General features: G+C 55.3%; 17 protein-coding genes and 3 tRNA genes. 12 read left to right on the forward strand and 8 right to left on the reverse strand.

The window, feature by feature from the left end:
- Positions 1-5 precede the first annotated feature (5 nt).
- Complete coding sequence (fhuF, locus tag AOY23_RS02485; protein WP_054178268.1) at positions 6-794, reverse strand: siderophore-iron reductase FhuF; 789 nt, start codon at positions 792-794, stop codon at positions 6-8.
- Positions 795-895: 101 nt separating this feature from the next.
- Complete coding sequence (locus AOY23_RS02490) at positions 896-1960, reverse strand: GGDEF domain-containing protein (RefSeq protein WP_054178269.1); 1065 nt, start codon at positions 1958-1960, stop codon at positions 896-898.
- Positions 1961-2214: 254 nt separating this feature from the next.
- Between AOY23_RS02490 and AOY23_RS02495 the strand changes: the two genes are divergently transcribed.
- On the forward strand, positions 2215-2454 hold the full coding sequence (locus tag AOY23_RS02495) for a DUF1435 domain-containing protein (RefSeq protein ID WP_038156033.1): 240 nt from the start codon (positions 2215-2217) through the stop codon (positions 2452-2454).
- A 34-nt stretch (positions 2455-2488) separates the two neighbouring features.
- Here the strand turns inward: AOY23_RS02495 and AOY23_RS02500 are convergent.
- The 4 genes from AOY23_RS02500 to rsmC all read right to left on the reverse strand — a co-directional run bounded on the left by AOY23_RS02500 (position 2489) and on the right by rsmC (position 3971).
- Positions 2489-2575: transfer RNA gene (locus AOY23_RS02500), tRNA-Leu, on the reverse strand.
- 30 nt (positions 2576-2605) lie between these two features.
- Positions 2606-2692, reverse strand: a tRNA-Leu gene (locus AOY23_RS02505).
- A gap of 28 nt (positions 2693-2720) precedes the next feature.
- A tRNA-Leu gene (locus AOY23_RS02510) sits at positions 2721-2807 on the reverse strand.
- 135 nt (positions 2808-2942) lie between these two features.
- Positions 2943-3971 (reverse strand): 16S rRNA (guanine(1207)-N(2))-methyltransferase RsmC, encoded by a 1029-nt coding sequence (gene rsmC / locus AOY23_RS02515; RefSeq protein ID WP_054178270.1) that lies wholly within the window; start codon positions 3969-3971, stop codon positions 2943-2945.
- 103 nt (positions 3972-4074) lie between these two features.
- On the opposite strand from rsmC, the gene AOY23_RS02520 reads away from it, so the two are divergent.
- From AOY23_RS02520 to AOY23_RS02555, 9 genes are all read left to right on the forward strand, one after another.
- The gene (locus tag AOY23_RS02520) at positions 4075-4488 is read left to right on the forward strand and encodes a DNA polymerase III subunit psi (RefSeq protein WP_054178271.1); all 414 of its coding nucleotides are present in this window, start codon (positions 4075-4077) and stop codon (positions 4486-4488) included.
- Complete coding sequence (rimI, locus tag AOY23_RS02525; protein WP_054178272.1) at positions 4457-4903, forward strand: ribosomal protein S18-alanine N-acetyltransferase; 447 nt, start codon at positions 4457-4459, stop codon at positions 4901-4903. Before AOY23_RS02520 ends, rimI begins: the two co-directional genes overlap by 32 nt.
- 16 nt (positions 4904-4919) lie before the next feature.
- The gene (gene yjjG, locus AOY23_RS02530; protein ID WP_054178273.1) at positions 4920-5597 is read left to right on the forward strand and encodes a pyrimidine 5'-nucleotidase; all 678 of its coding nucleotides are present in this window, start codon (positions 4920-4922) and stop codon (positions 5595-5597) included.
- A 91-nt stretch (positions 5598-5688) separates the two neighbouring features.
- A complete protein-coding gene (prfC, locus tag AOY23_RS02535; RefSeq protein ID WP_054178274.1) occupies positions 5689-7278 on the forward strand; it encodes a peptide chain release factor 3 in 1590 nt (529 codons plus the stop codon).
- 276 nt (positions 7279-7554) lie between these two features.
- Complete coding sequence (gene osmY, locus AOY23_RS02540) at positions 7555-8169, forward strand: molecular chaperone OsmY (protein WP_054178453.1); 615 nt, start codon at positions 7555-7557, stop codon at positions 8167-8169.
- Between the two features lie 126 nt (positions 8170-8295).
- The gene (locus AOY23_RS21450; protein ID WP_007373037.1) at positions 8296-8457 is read left to right on the forward strand and encodes a DUF1328 domain-containing protein; all 162 of its coding nucleotides are present in this window, start codon (positions 8296-8298) and stop codon (positions 8455-8457) included.
- A 114-nt stretch (positions 8458-8571) separates the two neighbouring features.
- Entirely contained in the window at positions 8572-9627 is a 1056-nt protein-coding gene (locus tag AOY23_RS02545; RefSeq protein WP_054178275.1) for a patatin-like phospholipase family protein, read from the forward strand.
- The gene (locus tag AOY23_RS02550) at positions 9624-10403 is read left to right on the forward strand and encodes a TatD family hydrolase (RefSeq protein WP_054178276.1); all 780 of its coding nucleotides are present in this window, start codon (positions 9624-9626) and stop codon (positions 10401-10403) included. The genes AOY23_RS02545 and AOY23_RS02550 overlap by 4 nt, the downstream gene beginning before the upstream one ends.
- 149 nt (positions 10404-10552) lie before the next feature.
- On the forward strand, positions 10553-11830 hold the full coding sequence (locus tag AOY23_RS02555; protein WP_054178277.1) for a NupC/NupG family nucleoside CNT transporter: 1278 nt from the start codon (positions 10553-10555) through the stop codon (positions 11828-11830).
- Here the strand turns inward: AOY23_RS02555 and AOY23_RS02560 are convergent.
- Positions 11825-12688: a YjjW family glycine radical enzyme activase gene (locus tag AOY23_RS02560; protein ID WP_054178278.1), complete on the reverse strand. Its 864-nt coding sequence runs from the start codon at positions 12686-12688 to the stop codon at positions 11825-11827. The genes AOY23_RS02555 and AOY23_RS02560 overlap by 6 nt on opposite strands.
- Positions 12660-14198 (reverse strand): YjjI family glycine radical enzyme, encoded by a 1539-nt coding sequence (locus AOY23_RS02565; RefSeq protein WP_054178279.1) that lies wholly within the window; start codon positions 14196-14198, stop codon positions 12660-12662. The genes AOY23_RS02560 and AOY23_RS02565 overlap by 29 nt, the downstream gene beginning before the upstream one ends.
- Positions 14199-14428: 230 nt before the next feature.
- On the opposite strand from AOY23_RS02565, the gene deoC reads away from it, so the two are divergent.
- Both deoC and deoA read left to right on the forward strand, forming a co-directional pair.
- A complete protein-coding gene (deoC, locus tag AOY23_RS02570; protein ID WP_054178280.1) occupies positions 14429-15208 on the forward strand; it encodes a deoxyribose-phosphate aldolase in 780 nt (259 codons plus the stop codon).
- A 72-nt stretch (positions 15209-15280) separates the two neighbouring features.
- Positions 15281-16603: a thymidine phosphorylase gene (gene deoA, locus AOY23_RS02575; RefSeq protein WP_081005581.1), complete on the forward strand. Its 1323-nt coding sequence runs from the start codon at positions 15281-15283 to the stop codon at positions 16601-16603.
- Position 16604 lies beyond the last annotated feature (1 nt).

Below are 16604 nucleotides of genomic sequence, written 5' to 3' on the forward strand. Positions count from 1 at the left end.
TTGGGTTATTTCAGCGTACAGTCACCGCACTGCTGGACATCCGGCAGGCGGTAACGCTGGCAACAGGTGCGGCGAACCAGCAAACCGTCGCGCGGTACAACGGTGCGCCAGAGCGGGTTGTCCTGCCCGTCAGAGAGCTGTTTTTCAAAGAAGCAGCGATGACGCAGCGTATCAAGCAATGCATCACCCAACAGAGTTTTCATTTCCCCCAGATACCAGTGGATCAGATAACCGGTATTGCTCCAGATAAGCTTCGCGTTAATCTCACCGGTGGCTGCCAGCGCATCAACCACGGGCATCAGTGCGCGCGTGATCAGCGTCTCCAGACGATCGGCAGGCGATAACAGGCTGGTGAAACGATCGTGGTGCACGTCAATCCAGAAACAGGCCGCACGGCCGGTCTCATGAAATTCGACATGGAAATGTTCCGGGGCGAGCGAGAGAGTCTGCTCTTCGGTGAGTAGCGCCAGCATCAGCGGCGGTACCAGCAGGCCGATGTACCATTGCGCCCAGAGCGAAATCAGCGGTTTGTTTTCGCGGGTGAGCGTCGGCTGGTTACGGTAAATATGGTCAGAATAGGTCGCCAGCAGGGAGCTCAGTTCGCCAGGGCGAGTCCACTGCGCCAGGGTTTTCGCCTGATGCGGCGGCGTTTCATCAAGACGGATGAAATCCAGCAAATGCGGGCGCAGTTCGGTGATTTTTTCCCGCACGGAAACCGCCAGCGCGCTTTCCGGTGAAGGAAGTGGCGTTCGCCAGATGATGTCGGCTGCGAGGGTCGCGGAACGAAATGCCATAGGATTGCTGGATACAAATCTAAATGATAATGATTGCCAATCCTAGCTATAGATAATAACAATCGCAAGGCTTTTATCGCCAGCGCGTGACGGGGCTGTTGTCACGCGGGGGTGAACTGCTCGCTGGTGAGGATACTGTTGCGACCCAGGTGCTTGGCTTCGTACAGCGCCCGGTCGGCATTTTCCAGCGCGAGATTCACGTTGTTGGCAATCAACGGCGCGATGCCAATGCTGATGGTCACGTTAGTCGCCACGCTCTCATTGAACATATGCGGGATTTTCAGATCGTATACTTGTTGGCGGATCCGTTCGGCGGTACGCATCGCGCTCTGCGCGTCACTTTGCGGCAGCAGCACCATAAACTCTTCCCCACCGTAGCGGGCGACGATATCCCGGGAACGCACCGCGTCGCGGATCGCCGTAGACACGCGGATCAGCGCCTTATCGCCCATCATATGACCGTAGTGATCGTTATAGGCTTTGAAATGATCGATATCGAGCAACATCACATAGTGATCTTTCGCGTTCTGTGCCAGTTGCTCATCCAGACGGTGTTGCAGCCCGCGGCGGTTGTACAGGCCGGTCAGCGGGTCGAGCATGCTGAGATCGTTGAGCGTTTCGCGTTCAGCAATAAGCTGATACATCAGCTGCTGGGCAAACTTGTCATAACGTTTCTGAATCACGCAATGGATGGAAACGCCCACCAGCGGCAGAGCAAAGCAGTAGAGCATACGGACCCACTGCTCACCGTGGCTGACAATCAGACAGATAATGACCACGGGCAGCGAATTCAGCGTAAAGGCTCTGATGTTATTAGAAAAAGAAATGGTTCCAATAAAGAGAATCGTTAATAACGCGATGATCACATAACTGGTATTATTCGTCGGAAGCTCGAGCGTTTTTACCCCGACATGCCACGCCCATAAACAACCTGCTGCTAACGATATCAATAAAATGTTTATTTTCTTTTGTGGAAAGCGCCAGTGGCATAACAATATCACGCCGCTGCCTACAGCGATCACGATCACCGGCAGGGTGCTGCTGTACAGGCTATAGAGCGGGCTCAGCAGAGAAAAGAACGCTGAAAATAAATTAAGAAATAAAAATAACCGCAGGGAGAGCTGATATTTTTTGGTGCGCAGTGATTGCCAGGCGTGTGCTGTCATAGAATATATCGTTTATTAATCTGAATATTAAAAAATCCACGGCGCCAAAGATGAAGAAAGCCGCCATGCAAATAAGAGGCATGGCAAAACATTAGAGAATCAAATGTATTTTTGTCAGGTGCACAATTTATCACCTTCATGAAGAACTGTCATTACCGCTAACGAAAAGTTAAGCAGCATTGCATCTTAAACTGACAAATGATAAAAATTATCATATGCTATTGGTTATCATTATCGGTGTGAGAGGCAAAACCATGTTGCAGCGCGCATTAGGAAGTGGTTGGGGCATGCTGATCCCGGGAGGCATCATCGCCGCGCTCGGGTTTGCGGATCTTTCTGCGGAGACCTGGCGTGGGCTTATCGTCGTGGGGTTACTGCTGACATCGTCGATGATCTGGCACCACAAGCTGCGCCATTACGTTCTGTTGCCGTCGTGCGTCGCGCTGATTGGTGGCATGATGCTGATCATGCTGAATATGAAACTGCTGGGATAAAACATAAGAAAGGAAAAGCAGGAGATAAGATAATTGGTGCGAGGGGGGGGACTTGAACCCCCACGTCCGTAAGAACACTAACACCTGAAGCTAGCGCGTCTACCAATTCCGCCACCTTCGCACAGTCATCTTATTGTGAATATCGCCTCGTTGGTGCGAGGGGGGGGACTTGAACCCCCACGTCCGTAAGGACACTAACACCTGAAGCTAGCGCGTCTACCAATTCCGCCACCTTCGCACAGTGCGAGCGATATTTGCGTGGTTTATGGTGCGAGGGGGGGGACTTGAACCCCCACGTCCGAAAGGACACTAACACCTGAAGCTAGCGCGTCTACCAATTCCGCCACCTTCGCATACCATCGACTCTATGAAAGAATCGTTACCACGGAGGCGCATTCTAGTGGTTTTCCGCTATTCGTCAATAGTTAATTACCGGGGTTATGCCGATCGCTGCAAAAATGGGCGATCGGCCCCGTTACGCTGAAACCTTACTTTTTCGCCTGACGGGTCATGATGGCGCGGTAAACTTTGAAGCGCCCGGTCTGGGCGATGACCTCGTGAAAACCAAAGGTTTCGTCCAGCACCTTCGGGTAAGGAAGGAAGGCGTTGGCGACAATGCGCAGCTCGCCGCCGCTGTTCAGATGACGCACCGCACCGCGAATCAGCGTTTGTGCGGCATCAAGGCTGGTCTGCAGGCCATCGTGGAACGGCGGGTTGGAGATGATCATGTCAAAGCGACCGTTCACTTCAGAGAAAACGTTGCTGGCGAACACGTCGCCTTCAATGCCGTTTGCGCTCAGGGTCGCTTTACTGGCTTCCACCGCCGGTGCGCTGACATCGCACAGCGTTAAGCGCACTTTCGGCGAGTGGCTGGCGAGTGCCGCGGCCAGTACGCCTGCACCACATCCGATATCCAGCACTTTGCCTTTGGTATGCGGCGTCAGTGTGGAGAGCAGCAACTGGCTGCCGACGTCGAGACCATCACGGCTGAAAACGCCCGGCAGGGTTTTAATCGTCAGATTTTCGAGGTGATATTCTCCCCAGAAAGCGTTAGCGTCGAACGCAGGTTGGGTTTCGAGACGGCCGTGATACAGACCACAGCGTCGTGCGCTGTCGATTTTGCCGAGCGGCGCGACCCCGGCCAGCATCTGCTCGGCGCTGCGTACGCCACTGCGGTTTTCACCGACGACAAAAATATCGCTGCCCACTGGCAGCAGCGACAGTAGGTTCATCAACTGGAACTGCGCTTCGGGCTTGTTTTTTGGCCAGTAATAGACGAGCGTATCGCAATCCGCCACATCGGCCGCTTCCGCCACCAGGCTAAAGCGAACGTTATCGCCCATCTGGCGGTTCAGCACCTGCCAGTGGTGAAACTGCTGGGTATGCGCGCGGCTGGCGGCGGTTTCAAGGCGTGCGGGGAGATCATCCTGCAGATCACCGGCAAACAGAATACGGCGTTGTTCGAAATCATCACTGTGACGCAGCAAGACTTCACTTGCCGGGGTAAAAGCAGACATGGCTAAATCCTCAATTAACGACGGCGGCGATTATAGTGGTTTGTTGGCGCAAGTTCGACGAATTTGCTATATTTCGGCGCCTGACAGACAGGAGAATGGCGTGATGACATCCCGACGAGACTGGCAATTACAGCAACTGGGTATTACTCAGTGGTCGCTGCGTCGCCCGGGCGCGTTGCAGGGGGAGATTGCGATAGCGATCCCACCGCATGTGCGGCTGGTGATGGTGGCTGAAACGCTGCCCGATCTCGCGGATCCGTTCATCGGCGATATCCTTCGCGCGTTAATGCTCTCACCCGATCAGGTGTTGCAGCTGACGCCGGAGCGCGCTGAAATGCTGCCGCAGGGCAGCCGCGCCAACAGTTGGTTGCTGGGCGCGTCCGCCGCCGTTTCGCTGGAGGGGGCGCAGGTCTCGACGCCTGCATTCGATGAATTACGGGCCAGTGCGGAAGCGCGCATGGCGCTATGGCAACAAATTTGTGCTCATGAACATGATTTCTTCCCTCAGCACGGCTGATTTACCCCGCGCGTGGCAGATTGAAAAACGCGCTCACGCCTTTCCGTGGAGCGAACAAATCTTTGCCAGCAATCAGGGCGACCGTTATTTCAATCTCAAACTGGAAACGGAAAACGAGATAGCGGCATTTGCGATCACTCAGGTCGTGCTGGATGAAGCTACCCTGTTTAATATCGCGGTGGATCCCGCCTACCAGCGCCGCGGGCTGGGGCGGACGCTGCTGGAATATTTGATCGACGCGCTGGAAAAACGCGGCGTCGTCACGCTGTGGCTGGAGGTTCGTGCGTCTAACGTCGCCGCCATCGCACTCTATGAAAGCTTAGGCTTCAACGAGGCGACCATTCGCAAGAACTATTACCCCACCGCAGAAGGACGCGAAGACGCCATTATTATGGCTCTGCCAATAAGTATGTAAGACACAAGGTGATACGATGAAGTGGGACTGGATTTTCTTTGATGCCGATGAAACGCTGTTTACGTTTGACTCTTTTACCGGCTTACAGCGGATGTTTCTCGACTATAGCGTGACCTTTACCGCCGAAGATTTCCAGGATTACCAGGCCGTCAATAAACCGCTGTGGGTCGATTATCAGAATGGCGCGATCACGTCGTTGCAGTTGCAGCACCAGCGCTTTCAGGACTGGTCTGAGCGCCTGAACGTGCCGCCGGGCGATCTCAACGATGCGTTTATGAACGCCATGGCGGAGATTTGCGCGCCGCTGCCGGGTGCGGTTTCGCTGCTCAATGCCCTGCAGGGCAAGGTGAAAATGGGGATCATCACCAACGGTTTCACCTCGCTACAGCAAATCCGGCTGGAGCGTACCGGGCTTCGCGATCACTTTGATTTACTGATCATTTCCGAAGAAGTGGGCGTCGCGAAACCGGATCCCCGCATCTTTGATTACGCGCTGGAAAAAGCGGGTCATCCCGATCGCTCTCGGGTGCTGATGGTGGGCGACACCGCGGCGTCAGACATTCTCGGCGGTATCAATTCCGGTCTCGCGACCTGCTGGCTGAATGCCCATCATCGCGAACAGCCGGAAGACATCCAGCCGACGTGGACGGTCAGCACCTTAAATGAACTGGAGCAACTCCTGTGTAAACAATGATTGTCTGACCTCCGGTCTTGAGTAAAATAGCCGCATTTTTCGATTCTCGTGCGCGGCCTGACGCCGTGTGCTTACACAGAAGACTTTAACTATGACGTTGTCTCCTTATTTGCAAGAGGTGGCGAAACGCCGCACTTTTGCCATCATCTCCCACCCGGATGCCGGTAAAACGACCATCACTGAAAAAGTATTACTGTTCGGACAGGCCATTCAGACGGCGGGTACGGTCAAAGGCCGCGGCTCCAGCCAGCATGCGAAATCCGACTGGATGGAGATGGAAAAACAGCGTGGTATTTCTATCACCACGTCTGTAATGCAGTTCCCGTATCACGACTGCCTGGTCAACCTGCTCGACACGCCGGGGCACGAAGACTTCTCGGAAGATACCTATCGTACGCTGACCGCGGTGGACTGCTGCCTGATGGTTATTGATGCGGCGAAAGGTGTTGAAGACCGGACCCGTAAGCTGATGGAAGTTACCCGTCTGCGTGATACGCCGATCCTGACCTTCATGAACAAACTCGACCGCGACATTCGTGATCCGATGGAACTGCTGGATGAAGTGGAAAACGAGCTGAAGATTGGCTGTGCGCCGATCACCTGGCCTATCGGCTGCGGCAAGCTGTTTAAAGGCGTTTATCATCTCTACAAAGATGAAACCTACCTCTATCAGACCGGTAAAGGCCACACCATTCAGGAAGTGCGCATCGTCAAAGGGCTGAACAACCCGGATCTCGACAAGGCCGTCGGTGAGGATCTGGCGCAGCAGTTGCGTGATGAACTGGAGCTGGTGCAGGGCGCGTCCAACGAATTCGACAAAGAGCTGTTTCTGGCCGGGGAAATCACACCGGTCTTCTTTGGGACCGCGCTGGGTAACTTCGGCGTTGATCATATGCTCGACGGTCTGGTGGAATGGGCACCTGCGCCGATGCCGCGTAAAACCGACACCCGTGAAGTGGAAGCCAGAGAAGAGAAATTCACCGGCTTTGTCTTTAAAATTCAGGCCAACATGGATCCGAAACACCGTGACCGCGTGGCGTTTATGCGTGTAGTGTCCGGGAAATACGAAAAGGGCATGAAGCTGCGTCAGGTGCGGACGGGCAAAGACGTGGTGATTTCCGATGCGCTGACCTTTATGGCGGGCGACCGCTCGCACGTTGAAGAAGCGTATCCGGGCGACATCATCGGTCTGCATAACCACGGCACCATCCAGATTGGCGATACCTTCACCCAGGGTGAAACGATGAAGTTCACCGGTATTCCGAACTTCGCGCCGGAACTGTTCCGCCGTATTCGCCTGAAAGATCCGTTAAAGCAGAAACAGCTGCTGAAAGGGCTGGTTCAGTTGTCGGAAGAGGGCGCGGTACAGGTGTTCCGCCCGATTTCCAACAACGATCTGATCGTTGGCGCGGTCGGTGTGCTTCAGTTTGACGTGGTGGTTGCGCGTCTGAAGAGCGAGTACAACGTTGAGGCGATTTACGAGTCCGTCAACGTGGCGACCGCACGCTGGGTGGAATCCACCGACGTGAAGAAATTCGAAGAATTTAAGCGTAAGAACGAAATCCAGCTGGCGCTCGATGGCGGCGACAATCTGACTTACATCGCGCCGACGATGGTTAACCTGAACCTCACGCAGGAGCGTTATCCTGACGTGCAGTTCCGCAAAACCCGCGAACATTAATCCTTCCCGCCAGGCACGGCGCCCGCTGTGCCTGGTTATTTCCAGTTTTATTAATCCCTTGCAGATTGTTCTTAAATCCCCTCGCATTGCGCAATTGTGATCTATATTTAACATTGTGATGACAAATTCACTGGTTTAATACCCTAATCAAATCGTGTTTAGTAGCTTGTTAAACCATCGAATTTTATCATCGCGACATTAACAGCTGACCAGAGGCGCAATTTTGCGGCTCAGCAACAGCCTGGCTGATTGCGAGCAAACCACAGGACAGGAGCGATCATAATGATAAAACTGAAAAATTCGAAAACTCTGCTGGCAGTGATGCTGGGTACTGCCGTGATGAGCGGTTCCGCGCTGGCTGAATCAACGACCAGCAAAGCGGAATCCGCTGCCGATAGCGCAGGGCAAAAAATCGACAGTTCGATGAATAAGGTCGGAAATTTCATGGATGACAGCGCAATCACGGCGAAGGTGAAAGCCGCGCTGGTCGATCATGAATCGATTAAGAGTACCGATATCTCCGTTAAGACTGAGAAGAGCGTCGTCACCCTGAGCGGGTTCGTTGAGAGCCAGTCTCAGGCCGAACAGGCGGTGAGCGTCGCCAAAGGTGTTGAAGGCGTTGCTTCCGTCAGCGACAAACTGCACGTCCGCGACAGCAAATCACAATCGGTGAAAGGCTATGCGGGTGATGCGGCGACCACCAGTGAAATCAAGGCCAAACTGCTGGCTGATGATGTCGTTCCGTCGCGCAAAGTGAAAGTTGAAACCACCGATGGCGTGGTGCAACTGTCCGGGACCGTTGAGTCTCAGGCGCAAAGTGAACGCGCGGAAAGCATCGCCAAAGCGATCGATGGCGTGAAGAGCGTCAAGAACGATCTCAAAGTGCAGTAATTAGTTCTCAGAATATGCGCCCCGGACAAGTGTGTGGGGCGCATGTACCACAAGAAAGCGATCTACTGTGAGTCGCCTGAGCACTCATAGCCACGTATGACACTTACTATGGTAAAGGAGAATCGTATGTTTCGTTGGGGCATTATCTTCCTGGTTATCGCATTAATTGCCGCCGCGCTGGGCTTTGGTGGCCTGGCCGGTACAGCGGCAGGTGCGGCGAAAATTGTCTTTATCGTCGGTATCATCCTGTTCCTGGTGAGCCTGTTTATGGGACGCCGGCGTCCATAGCACACGTTAATCTGTTGTAACAAAAGCCAGTCCTTGTGACTGGCTTTACTGGTTTAAGGCGAGAAAAAACTGCGTTATGGTGAAGGAATAACAACACAAAACAGGAAGGCAGAGGTGGGGCAGCGAATTCCCGTAACGCTTGGCACGATTGCGCCATTAACCGTGAAGTCCTTTCAGCCGGGGCCGCTGGCGCTGGTGTGTGAAGGCGGCGGTCAACGCGGTATTTTTACGGCCGGGGTGCTGGATGAGTTTATGCGCGCGCAGTTTAACCCCTTCAACCTCTACTTTGGCACTTCCGCCGGGGCACAAAACCTTTCCGCTTATTTGTGTAACCAGCCGGGGTATGCCCGCAAGGTGATCACCCGCTATACCACCTCCCGCGAATTCTTTAATCCGATGCGCTTTGTGCGTGGCGGCAATCTTATTGATCTCGACTGGCTGGTGGCTGAGACTGCCAGCAAAATGCCGCTGGCGATGGACTACGCTGCCGGGCAGTTTGAACTTGGCAAAGCGTTTTATATGTGCGCCTGCCGGGGTGATGATTACACGGCCAGTTATTTTTCGCCGACCAGTAAAACATGGCTGGATCTGATCCGCGCTTCCAGCGCCATCCCCGGGTTTTACCGCAGTGGCGTATTGCTGGATGGCGTTAATTATCTCGATGGCGGAATCAGCGATGCCGTCCCGGTACAGGAGGCTGCGCGACGTGGCGCGAAAACCATTGTTGTGATCCGCACCGTCCCGTCGCAAATGTATTACACGCCGCAGTGGTTCAAACGGATGGAACGCTGGCTGGGCGACAGCAGCCTGCAACCGCTGGTGAATCTGGTGCAGCAGCATGAAACCTCTTATCTCGCCATGCAGAAGTTCATTGAGAAGCCGCCAGGCAAGCTGCGGATTTTCGAAATTTATCCGCCGAAACCGCTGAACAGCATGGCGCTGGGCAGCCGCCTTCCGGCGCTGCGCATGGACTACAAAACGGGTCGCTTATGTGGGCGCTACTTTTTAGCGACAGTGGGCAAACTGCTGGCAGAGCAACCGCCGCTGCATCGCTATAAGCCGCGCATTGTTGTTCCGGCGCCAGTGGCAAATGAGACGCTGGCGGTTCCGCCGTTGCTGGATATCCCGCAGGCCAACGATGCGAGCTTTGATAACGAGGATCTGGCGTGACTTACCGTTTTATCGACACCCACTGTCATTTCGATTTTCCGCCGTTTACCGGCGACGAAGCGCGTAGCCTGCGGCGCGCTGCGGAGTCGGGCGTCGGCAAAATCATCGTGCCTGCAACGCAATCGTCCCGCTTTGCCGGGGTGCTGCGGCTGGCGGAACAGCACGAGCCGGTGTACGCCGCGCTGGGGCTGCATCCGATCGTCATTGAACAACATACCGATGCCTGCCTGGCGTCGCTGGAATCGCTGCTGGCTTCCCGGCCTGAAAAGCTGGTCGCCGTCGGTGAAATTGGTCTTGATCTTTACCGCGAAGATCCGCAATTCGCGAAGCAGCAGGCGCTGCTGGATGAACAGCTGAAACTGGCGAAGCGCTTTGATTTGCCGGTTATTCTTCACTCGCGCCGTACGCACGATAAGCTGGCGCTGCACCTTAAGCGCCACAACTTACCGCGAACCGGCGTGGTGCATGGGTTTTCCGGCAGCCTGCAACAGGCCGAACGGTTTGTCTCTCTCGGCTACAAAATTGGCGTCGGCGGCACCATTACTTACCCGCGGGCCAGTAAAACGCGGAATGTGATCGCCCGGTTGCCACTCAGCGCACTGCTGCTGGAAACCGATGCCCCCGACATGCCGCTGAATGGCTTTCAGGGGATGCCGAACCGCCCTGAACAGGCGGCCCGCGTATTTACCACCCTGTGCGAATTGCGCCCCGAACCGCCGCAAATCATTGCTAATACATTGATTAGTAACACGGAAGCGTTATTCGCTGGCCTATGAGCGCTTTGTTAAAGTGATGTAGATCTCATTCTCAAGTATTGATCGCATATTGTTGCGTCAATTATGTGAGATAAGACAAGCAGGATTGTAACGGATCGTTATAATCGGCGGGTTCGCTGATAACACAATCCAATCTACAGGGACTCTGTATGCAAATCCTCATGGGACTCGTTGGCATGGTGGCGCTGCTTGCTATCGCTGTGCTCCTCTCCAGTAACCGAAAAGCCATTAATCTGCGTACCGTGCTGGGCGCATGGTTAATTCAGGTCGGCATCGGTGCGTTGATCCTCTATGTACCTGCCGGACGTCGTGTGCTGCTGGCCATGTCTGAAGGCGTGGCGAATGTCATCGCATACGGCAATGAAGGGATCAGCTTCCTGTTTGGCGGTCTGGTTTCTGACAAAATGTTCGAACTCTTTGGCGGCGGCGGTTTCATCTTTGCCTTGCGCGTGTTGCCGGTCATTGTGTTCTTCTCGTCACTTATCGCCGTGCTGTACTACCTCGGCATTATGCAACTGGTGATCCGCATCCTCGGCGGAGCATTGCGTGCAGTGCTGAAAACATCGCGTACCGAATCGCTTTCCGCTACCGCAAATATCTTTGTCGGGCAGACTGAAGCACCGCTGGTGGTACGTCCGTATATCGCGACCATGACCCGTTCTGAGCTGTTTGCGGTCATGTGTGGCGGGCTGGCGTCCGTCGCGGGCTCGGTGCTTGCCGGGTATGCGCAGATGGGCGTACCGCTGGAGTATCTGATTGCCGCGTCGTTTATGGCGGCGCCGGGTGGTCTGTTGTTTGCCAAAATCATGTTGCCGGAAACTGAAACCCCGAACGATGCGCCAGACCTCGACACGCAGGGCAACGATAGTGATCGTCCGTCTAACGTGCTGGATGCTGCCGCATCCGGGGCGGCGTCAGGTATGCAACTGGCGCTGAACGTGGGTGCTATGCTGCTGGCGTTTGTTGCGCTAATTGCCCTGTTGAACGGGATCCTCTCCGGCATTGGCGGCTGGTTTGACTATCCGCAACTTTCCATGCAATTGCTGCTTGGCTGGCTATTTGCGCCGATCGCCTGGCTCATTGGCGTGCCGTGGCATGAAGCCACTGTTGCCGGGTCATTTATCGGTCAGAAGCTGATCATCAACGAGTTTGTGGCTTACATGAACTTTGGTGAATACCTGAAAGAGGATGCTGCCGTCGCGGCGGCGGGTCTGCAGGTGATTTCCGCTCACACCAAAGCCATCATCTCTTTTGCGCTGTGTGGTTTTGCTAACCTGTCGTCTATCGCCATTCTGATTGGCGGCCTGGGCAGCATGGCGCCAAACCGTCGCCATGATATTGCCCAACTGGGGCTGAAAGCCGTGGCGGCGGGAACGCTCTCCAACCTGATGAGCGCCACTATCGCCGGGGTGTTCCTCGCACTATAAGTACAGCGCCGGGTGGATAAGCCGCGTTATCCCCCTGGCCTGCAGCGCGTCGGCCAGCGCCTGAATGTCGTCTGGCCGGGCGCTACGCCAGTTTTTCGCCTCGCCAGATACCCCATGTGTATGAAACGCATTAAGGCGCACGGGCACGTCGCCCAGCGTAGCAATAAACGCGCTCAGCGGTTCAATCGATGACAGATAATCACTGTATTCCGGGATCACCAGCAGGCGCAGTTCGCTCAGCCGCTGATGCTGTGCGAGCCAGCGGATACTGGCTTTGATTCGCGCATTGTCGCGCCCGGTCAGCCAGCGGTGGCGATCATCATTCCAGGCTTTGAGATCCACCATCACGCCATCACACACCGGGTGCAGTTTTTCCCACCCGGAAAGGCTCAGTTCGCCATTGCTGTCGATAAGACAGGTCAGATGGCACAGAGCTGGCGTCTGCTTAACACGCTGAAACAGGGTTTCCACAAACGGAAGCTGAGTCGTCGCTTCACCGCCGCTGACGGTGATCCCTTCAATAAACGGCTCAGCAGCAGCGATGTGATTGATGACAGTTTCCACATTGATGTTTTTCGCCATCGGCGTGACTTGCTGCGGGCACAGTTGCAGGCAGGTGTCGCACTGCTGACAACGTGATTCCTGCCAGACCACCCGGCCCGCCTGCAGGGAGAGGGCCCCGTGCGGACAGTGCGCCACACATTCTCCGCAATCATTACAGCGGCCGATGGTCCACGGATTGTGGCAGTTCCGGCAGCGTAAATTACAGCCCTGCAGGAACAGCGCCAGACGGCTCCCCGGCCCGTCAACGCAGGAAAAGGGAAGGATTTTACTGACTAAAGCGCATCTGCTGCTCATGGCTGATCACCCGCGGTTGTCGTTCCAGGATCCGCGTATTGCGCGCCGCTTCTTCACCGAGCCAGGTGGTATTACTGCGGGAGCCTTCAGCGCGGTATTTCTCAAGGTCTGACAGGCGCACCATATAACCCGTGACGCGTACCAGGTCATTACCACTGACGTTCGCCGTAAACTCGCGCATACCGCATTTGAATGCCCCGAGACACAGTTGCATCACCGCCTGAGGATTGCGTTTAATGGTTTCGTCGAGGGTCAGAATGTCGCTGATCCCGGCCGGATACCAGGCATGATGCGGCGCAACAGTGCGCAGATGGGTTACCGGATCCGGCTCATCGCCATAAGGCAATCGCGCGCCCGGCGTGGTGCCAACGTCAGAACTGATGCCGGACTGTGCATGGAGCAGGGCGCGCTGCTGCCAGCCATATTTCACCGGCGTATTTTCAACGAACGCCGCCAGTTGCGCGCTGATGCGGTAACCCAGCGCATTGGCCGTCTCGTCTTTACCGTAACGCCCGGCAAGGCCCTCTTTTTCGCACAACACGTTGACCGCTTCGGCCAGGGAATAGATGCCAAACATCGGCACAAAACGGTCAGGGTCGATCAGCCCTTCGTGCACCAGGAAGCTATGCTCAAAGAAGTGTGATTGCTGATAAAGAAATTCACAGCGGGCATCAATCACGGCGATTTGCTGCTGGCAATACCAGGGCAACGTGCGGGTGAAGAAATCATCAATGGAGTTGCTGCGCAGGGCAACCTGTTGCAGATTCAGGCGCACCAGCGTGCTGCCACCACCTGCCAGCGGCAGCGAGTTGTAACAGCTGACCACACCATACTGGCCTTTTGTGAAAATTTTATCATTTTGCGGGCCATTGGCTATGTGCGGCTTACTGCACTCGCAGATATTTTTTGCCACCTGCAACAGCAGATCGTCCGGGGTGATTTGTGGATCGTAGATAAAGGTCAGATTCGGCGCCGTCTGCTTCAGCTCTGCGTCCGCCCGCAGAATGGCACGCGTCACCGGCGTGTCGGCAGGGCCGATGTTCACGTGTGTAAAGGCATCCGGCAGGGTTCTGTCGAGATAGCGCCAGAAACGTTTTATTCGAATATCGATCGCGTCTTGTGTTAGAATTCTAACATATGGTTGCAGCAACGTATCAAGATGACCGAGATAGACCGGTAATGACGTGACGGAAGGGACGTGGTGGTAAAGGATCGTCAGAAGCGACAGCGCGTCATCCAGATCCTGCGCGCCTTCCAGCTCCAGCCATTCTGAACCGTTCGCCAGAAAGCGTTCGTAATCAGGCAGAACGTAGCGTGGTTTAAACGGTGCGTGGCCTTCGAACATATCGCAGATCACCCCGTCATCCAGTGCCGCGCGGGCCTCTGCCGGAAGGGCCGGGTAGGGCAGCGCGTTTTCCGCCTCCAGCGCTAAAAAATGGCGTTTTTGTTCGGGGGATAAACGTAAGCTGGTCACAATCTGCTGGCATCGTTGCTCAAAAGAGTCAGACATAGCGGTTCCTCAGACGCATGGGCGATGGGGAGCATTGTAGGAAAAAGGCCTGGCGGGACTTTTGATCCAGTTCCGCCCAAAGGGCAATAAATAGTGATCTGCATCGCGTTATGAAAATGCAATGATGAATGTAAGTTTCACTAACTGTGATGAAGATCGATGTGTAATAGTGGGTCAGTGTTAGAATTATCACAGACCCGCATGGTGAAAATTGAAATCCGGAGATAAACATGACCGACTTAACTGCAAGCAGCCTGCGCGCGTTGAAACTGATGGACCTGACCACCCTGAATGAAGACGACACCGATGCGAAAGTGATCGCCCTGTGTCATCAGGCGAAAACGCCAGTGGGCAACACCGCGGCTGTCTGCATCTACCCGCGTTTTATTCCTGTGGCGCGTAAAACCTTAAACGCGCAGGGCACGCCGGATGTGCGTATCGCGACCGTCACTAACTTCCCGCACGGTAACGACGACATCGACATTGCGCTGGCGGAAACCCGCGCGGCTATCGCTTACGGTGCTGATGAAGTGGATGTGGTTTTCCCGTATCGTGCGCTGATCGCAGGCAACGAACAGGTCGGTTTTGATCTGGTGAAAGCCTGTAAAGACGCCTGTGCGGCGGCAAACGTACTGCTGAAAGTGATCATCGAAACCGGTGAGCTGAAAGAAGAAGCGTTGATCCGCAAAGCGTCTGAAATTGCGATCAACGCCGGGGCTGATTTTATCAAAACCTCTACCGGTAAAGTGCCGGTGAACGCCACCCCGGAAAGCGCGCGCATCATGATGGAAGTCATCCGCGATATGGGCGTACAGAAAACCGTCGGTTTCAAACCGGCGGGCGGCGTACGTACCGCGGAAGACGCACAGAAATTCCTGGCGATTGCCGACGAACTGTTCGGTGCTGACTGGGCGGACTCCCGCCACTACCGCTTTGGCGCGTCCAGCCTGCTGGCAAGCCTGCTGAAGGCGCTCGGTCACGGTGACGGCAAAAGCGCAAGCAGCTATTAAGCCTTAATTGCCGGGTGGCGCATTGCTTACCCGGCCTGCAATGGCCTTCTACTCTTTCCCCTGGGGGTTACCTTGTTTCTCGCACAAGAAATTATTCGTAAAAAGCGTGATGGTCACGCACTCAGCGATGAAGAAATTCGCTTTTTCATCAACGGTATTCGCGATAACACCATTTCGGAAGGGCAGATTGCCGCGCTGGCAATGACCATCTTCTTCCACGATATGACCATGCCGGAACGTGTCTCGTTGACCATGGCGATGCGAGATTCAGGAACCGTGCTGGACTGGAAAAGCCTGAACCTCAACGGTCCGATTGTGGACAAACACTCCACCGGCGGCGTGGGCGACGTGACGTCTCTGATGCTCGGCCCGATGGTTGCGGCCTGTGGCGGCTACATCCCGATGATCTCCGGGCGCGGCCTGGGGCATACGGGCGGTACGCTCGATAAACTGGAAGCGATCCCGGGGTTTGACATTTTCCCGGACGACAACCGTTTCCGCGAGATTATTAAAGACGTCGGTGTGGCGATTATCGGCCAGACCAGCTCGCTGGCACCGGCGGACAAACGTTTTTATGCCACCCGCGACATTACCGCGACGGTGGATTCCATTCCGCTGATCACCGGGTCGATCCTCGCCAAAAAACTGGCGGAAGGGTTGGATGCGCTGGTGATGGACGTGAAAGTCGGTAGCGGCGCGTTTATGCCGACCTACGAACTTTCAGAAGCGCTGGCGGAAGCGATTGTTGGCGTCGCCAATGGCGCAGGCGTACGCACCACGGCGCTGCTGACTGACATGAACCAGGTGCTGGCCTCCAGCGCCGGTAACGCGGTTGAAGTGCGTGAAGCGGTGCAGTTCCTGACGGGTGAATACCGCAACCCGCGCCTGTTTGACGTCACCATGGCTCTGTGCGTTGAGATGCTGATCTCCGGCAAGCTGGCGAAAGATGACGCCGACGCGCGTGCAAAACTGCAGGCGGTGCTCGACAACGGCAAAGCGGCAGAAACCTTCGGTCGCATGGTGGCGGCACAGAAGGGCCCGACTGATTTCGTGGAAAATTATGGTAGCTACCTGCCGACAGCAACGCTGAGCAAAGCAGTCTACGCTGATACTGAAGGGTTCGTGAGTCAGATGGATACCCGCGCGCTGGGTATGGCCGTCGTGTCGATGGGCGGGGGACGTCGTCAGGCGTCTGACACCATCGACTACAGCGTCGGCTTCACAGAGATGGTACGTCTGGGCGATCGCATCGACGGACAGCGTCCGCTGGCCGTGATCCACGCGACAGACGAAACCCGCTGGCAGGAAGCGGCGAAAGCCGTAAAAGCGGCTATTAGCGTTGGTGAAAAAGCACCAAAAGAGACACCCACAGTCTATCGCCGCATTACCGAATAAC

It is taken from the genome of Trabulsiella odontotermitis (genome assembly GCF_001297775.1).
Lineage (GTDB): Bacteria > Pseudomonadota > Gammaproteobacteria > Enterobacterales > Enterobacteriaceae > Trabulsiella > Trabulsiella odontotermitis.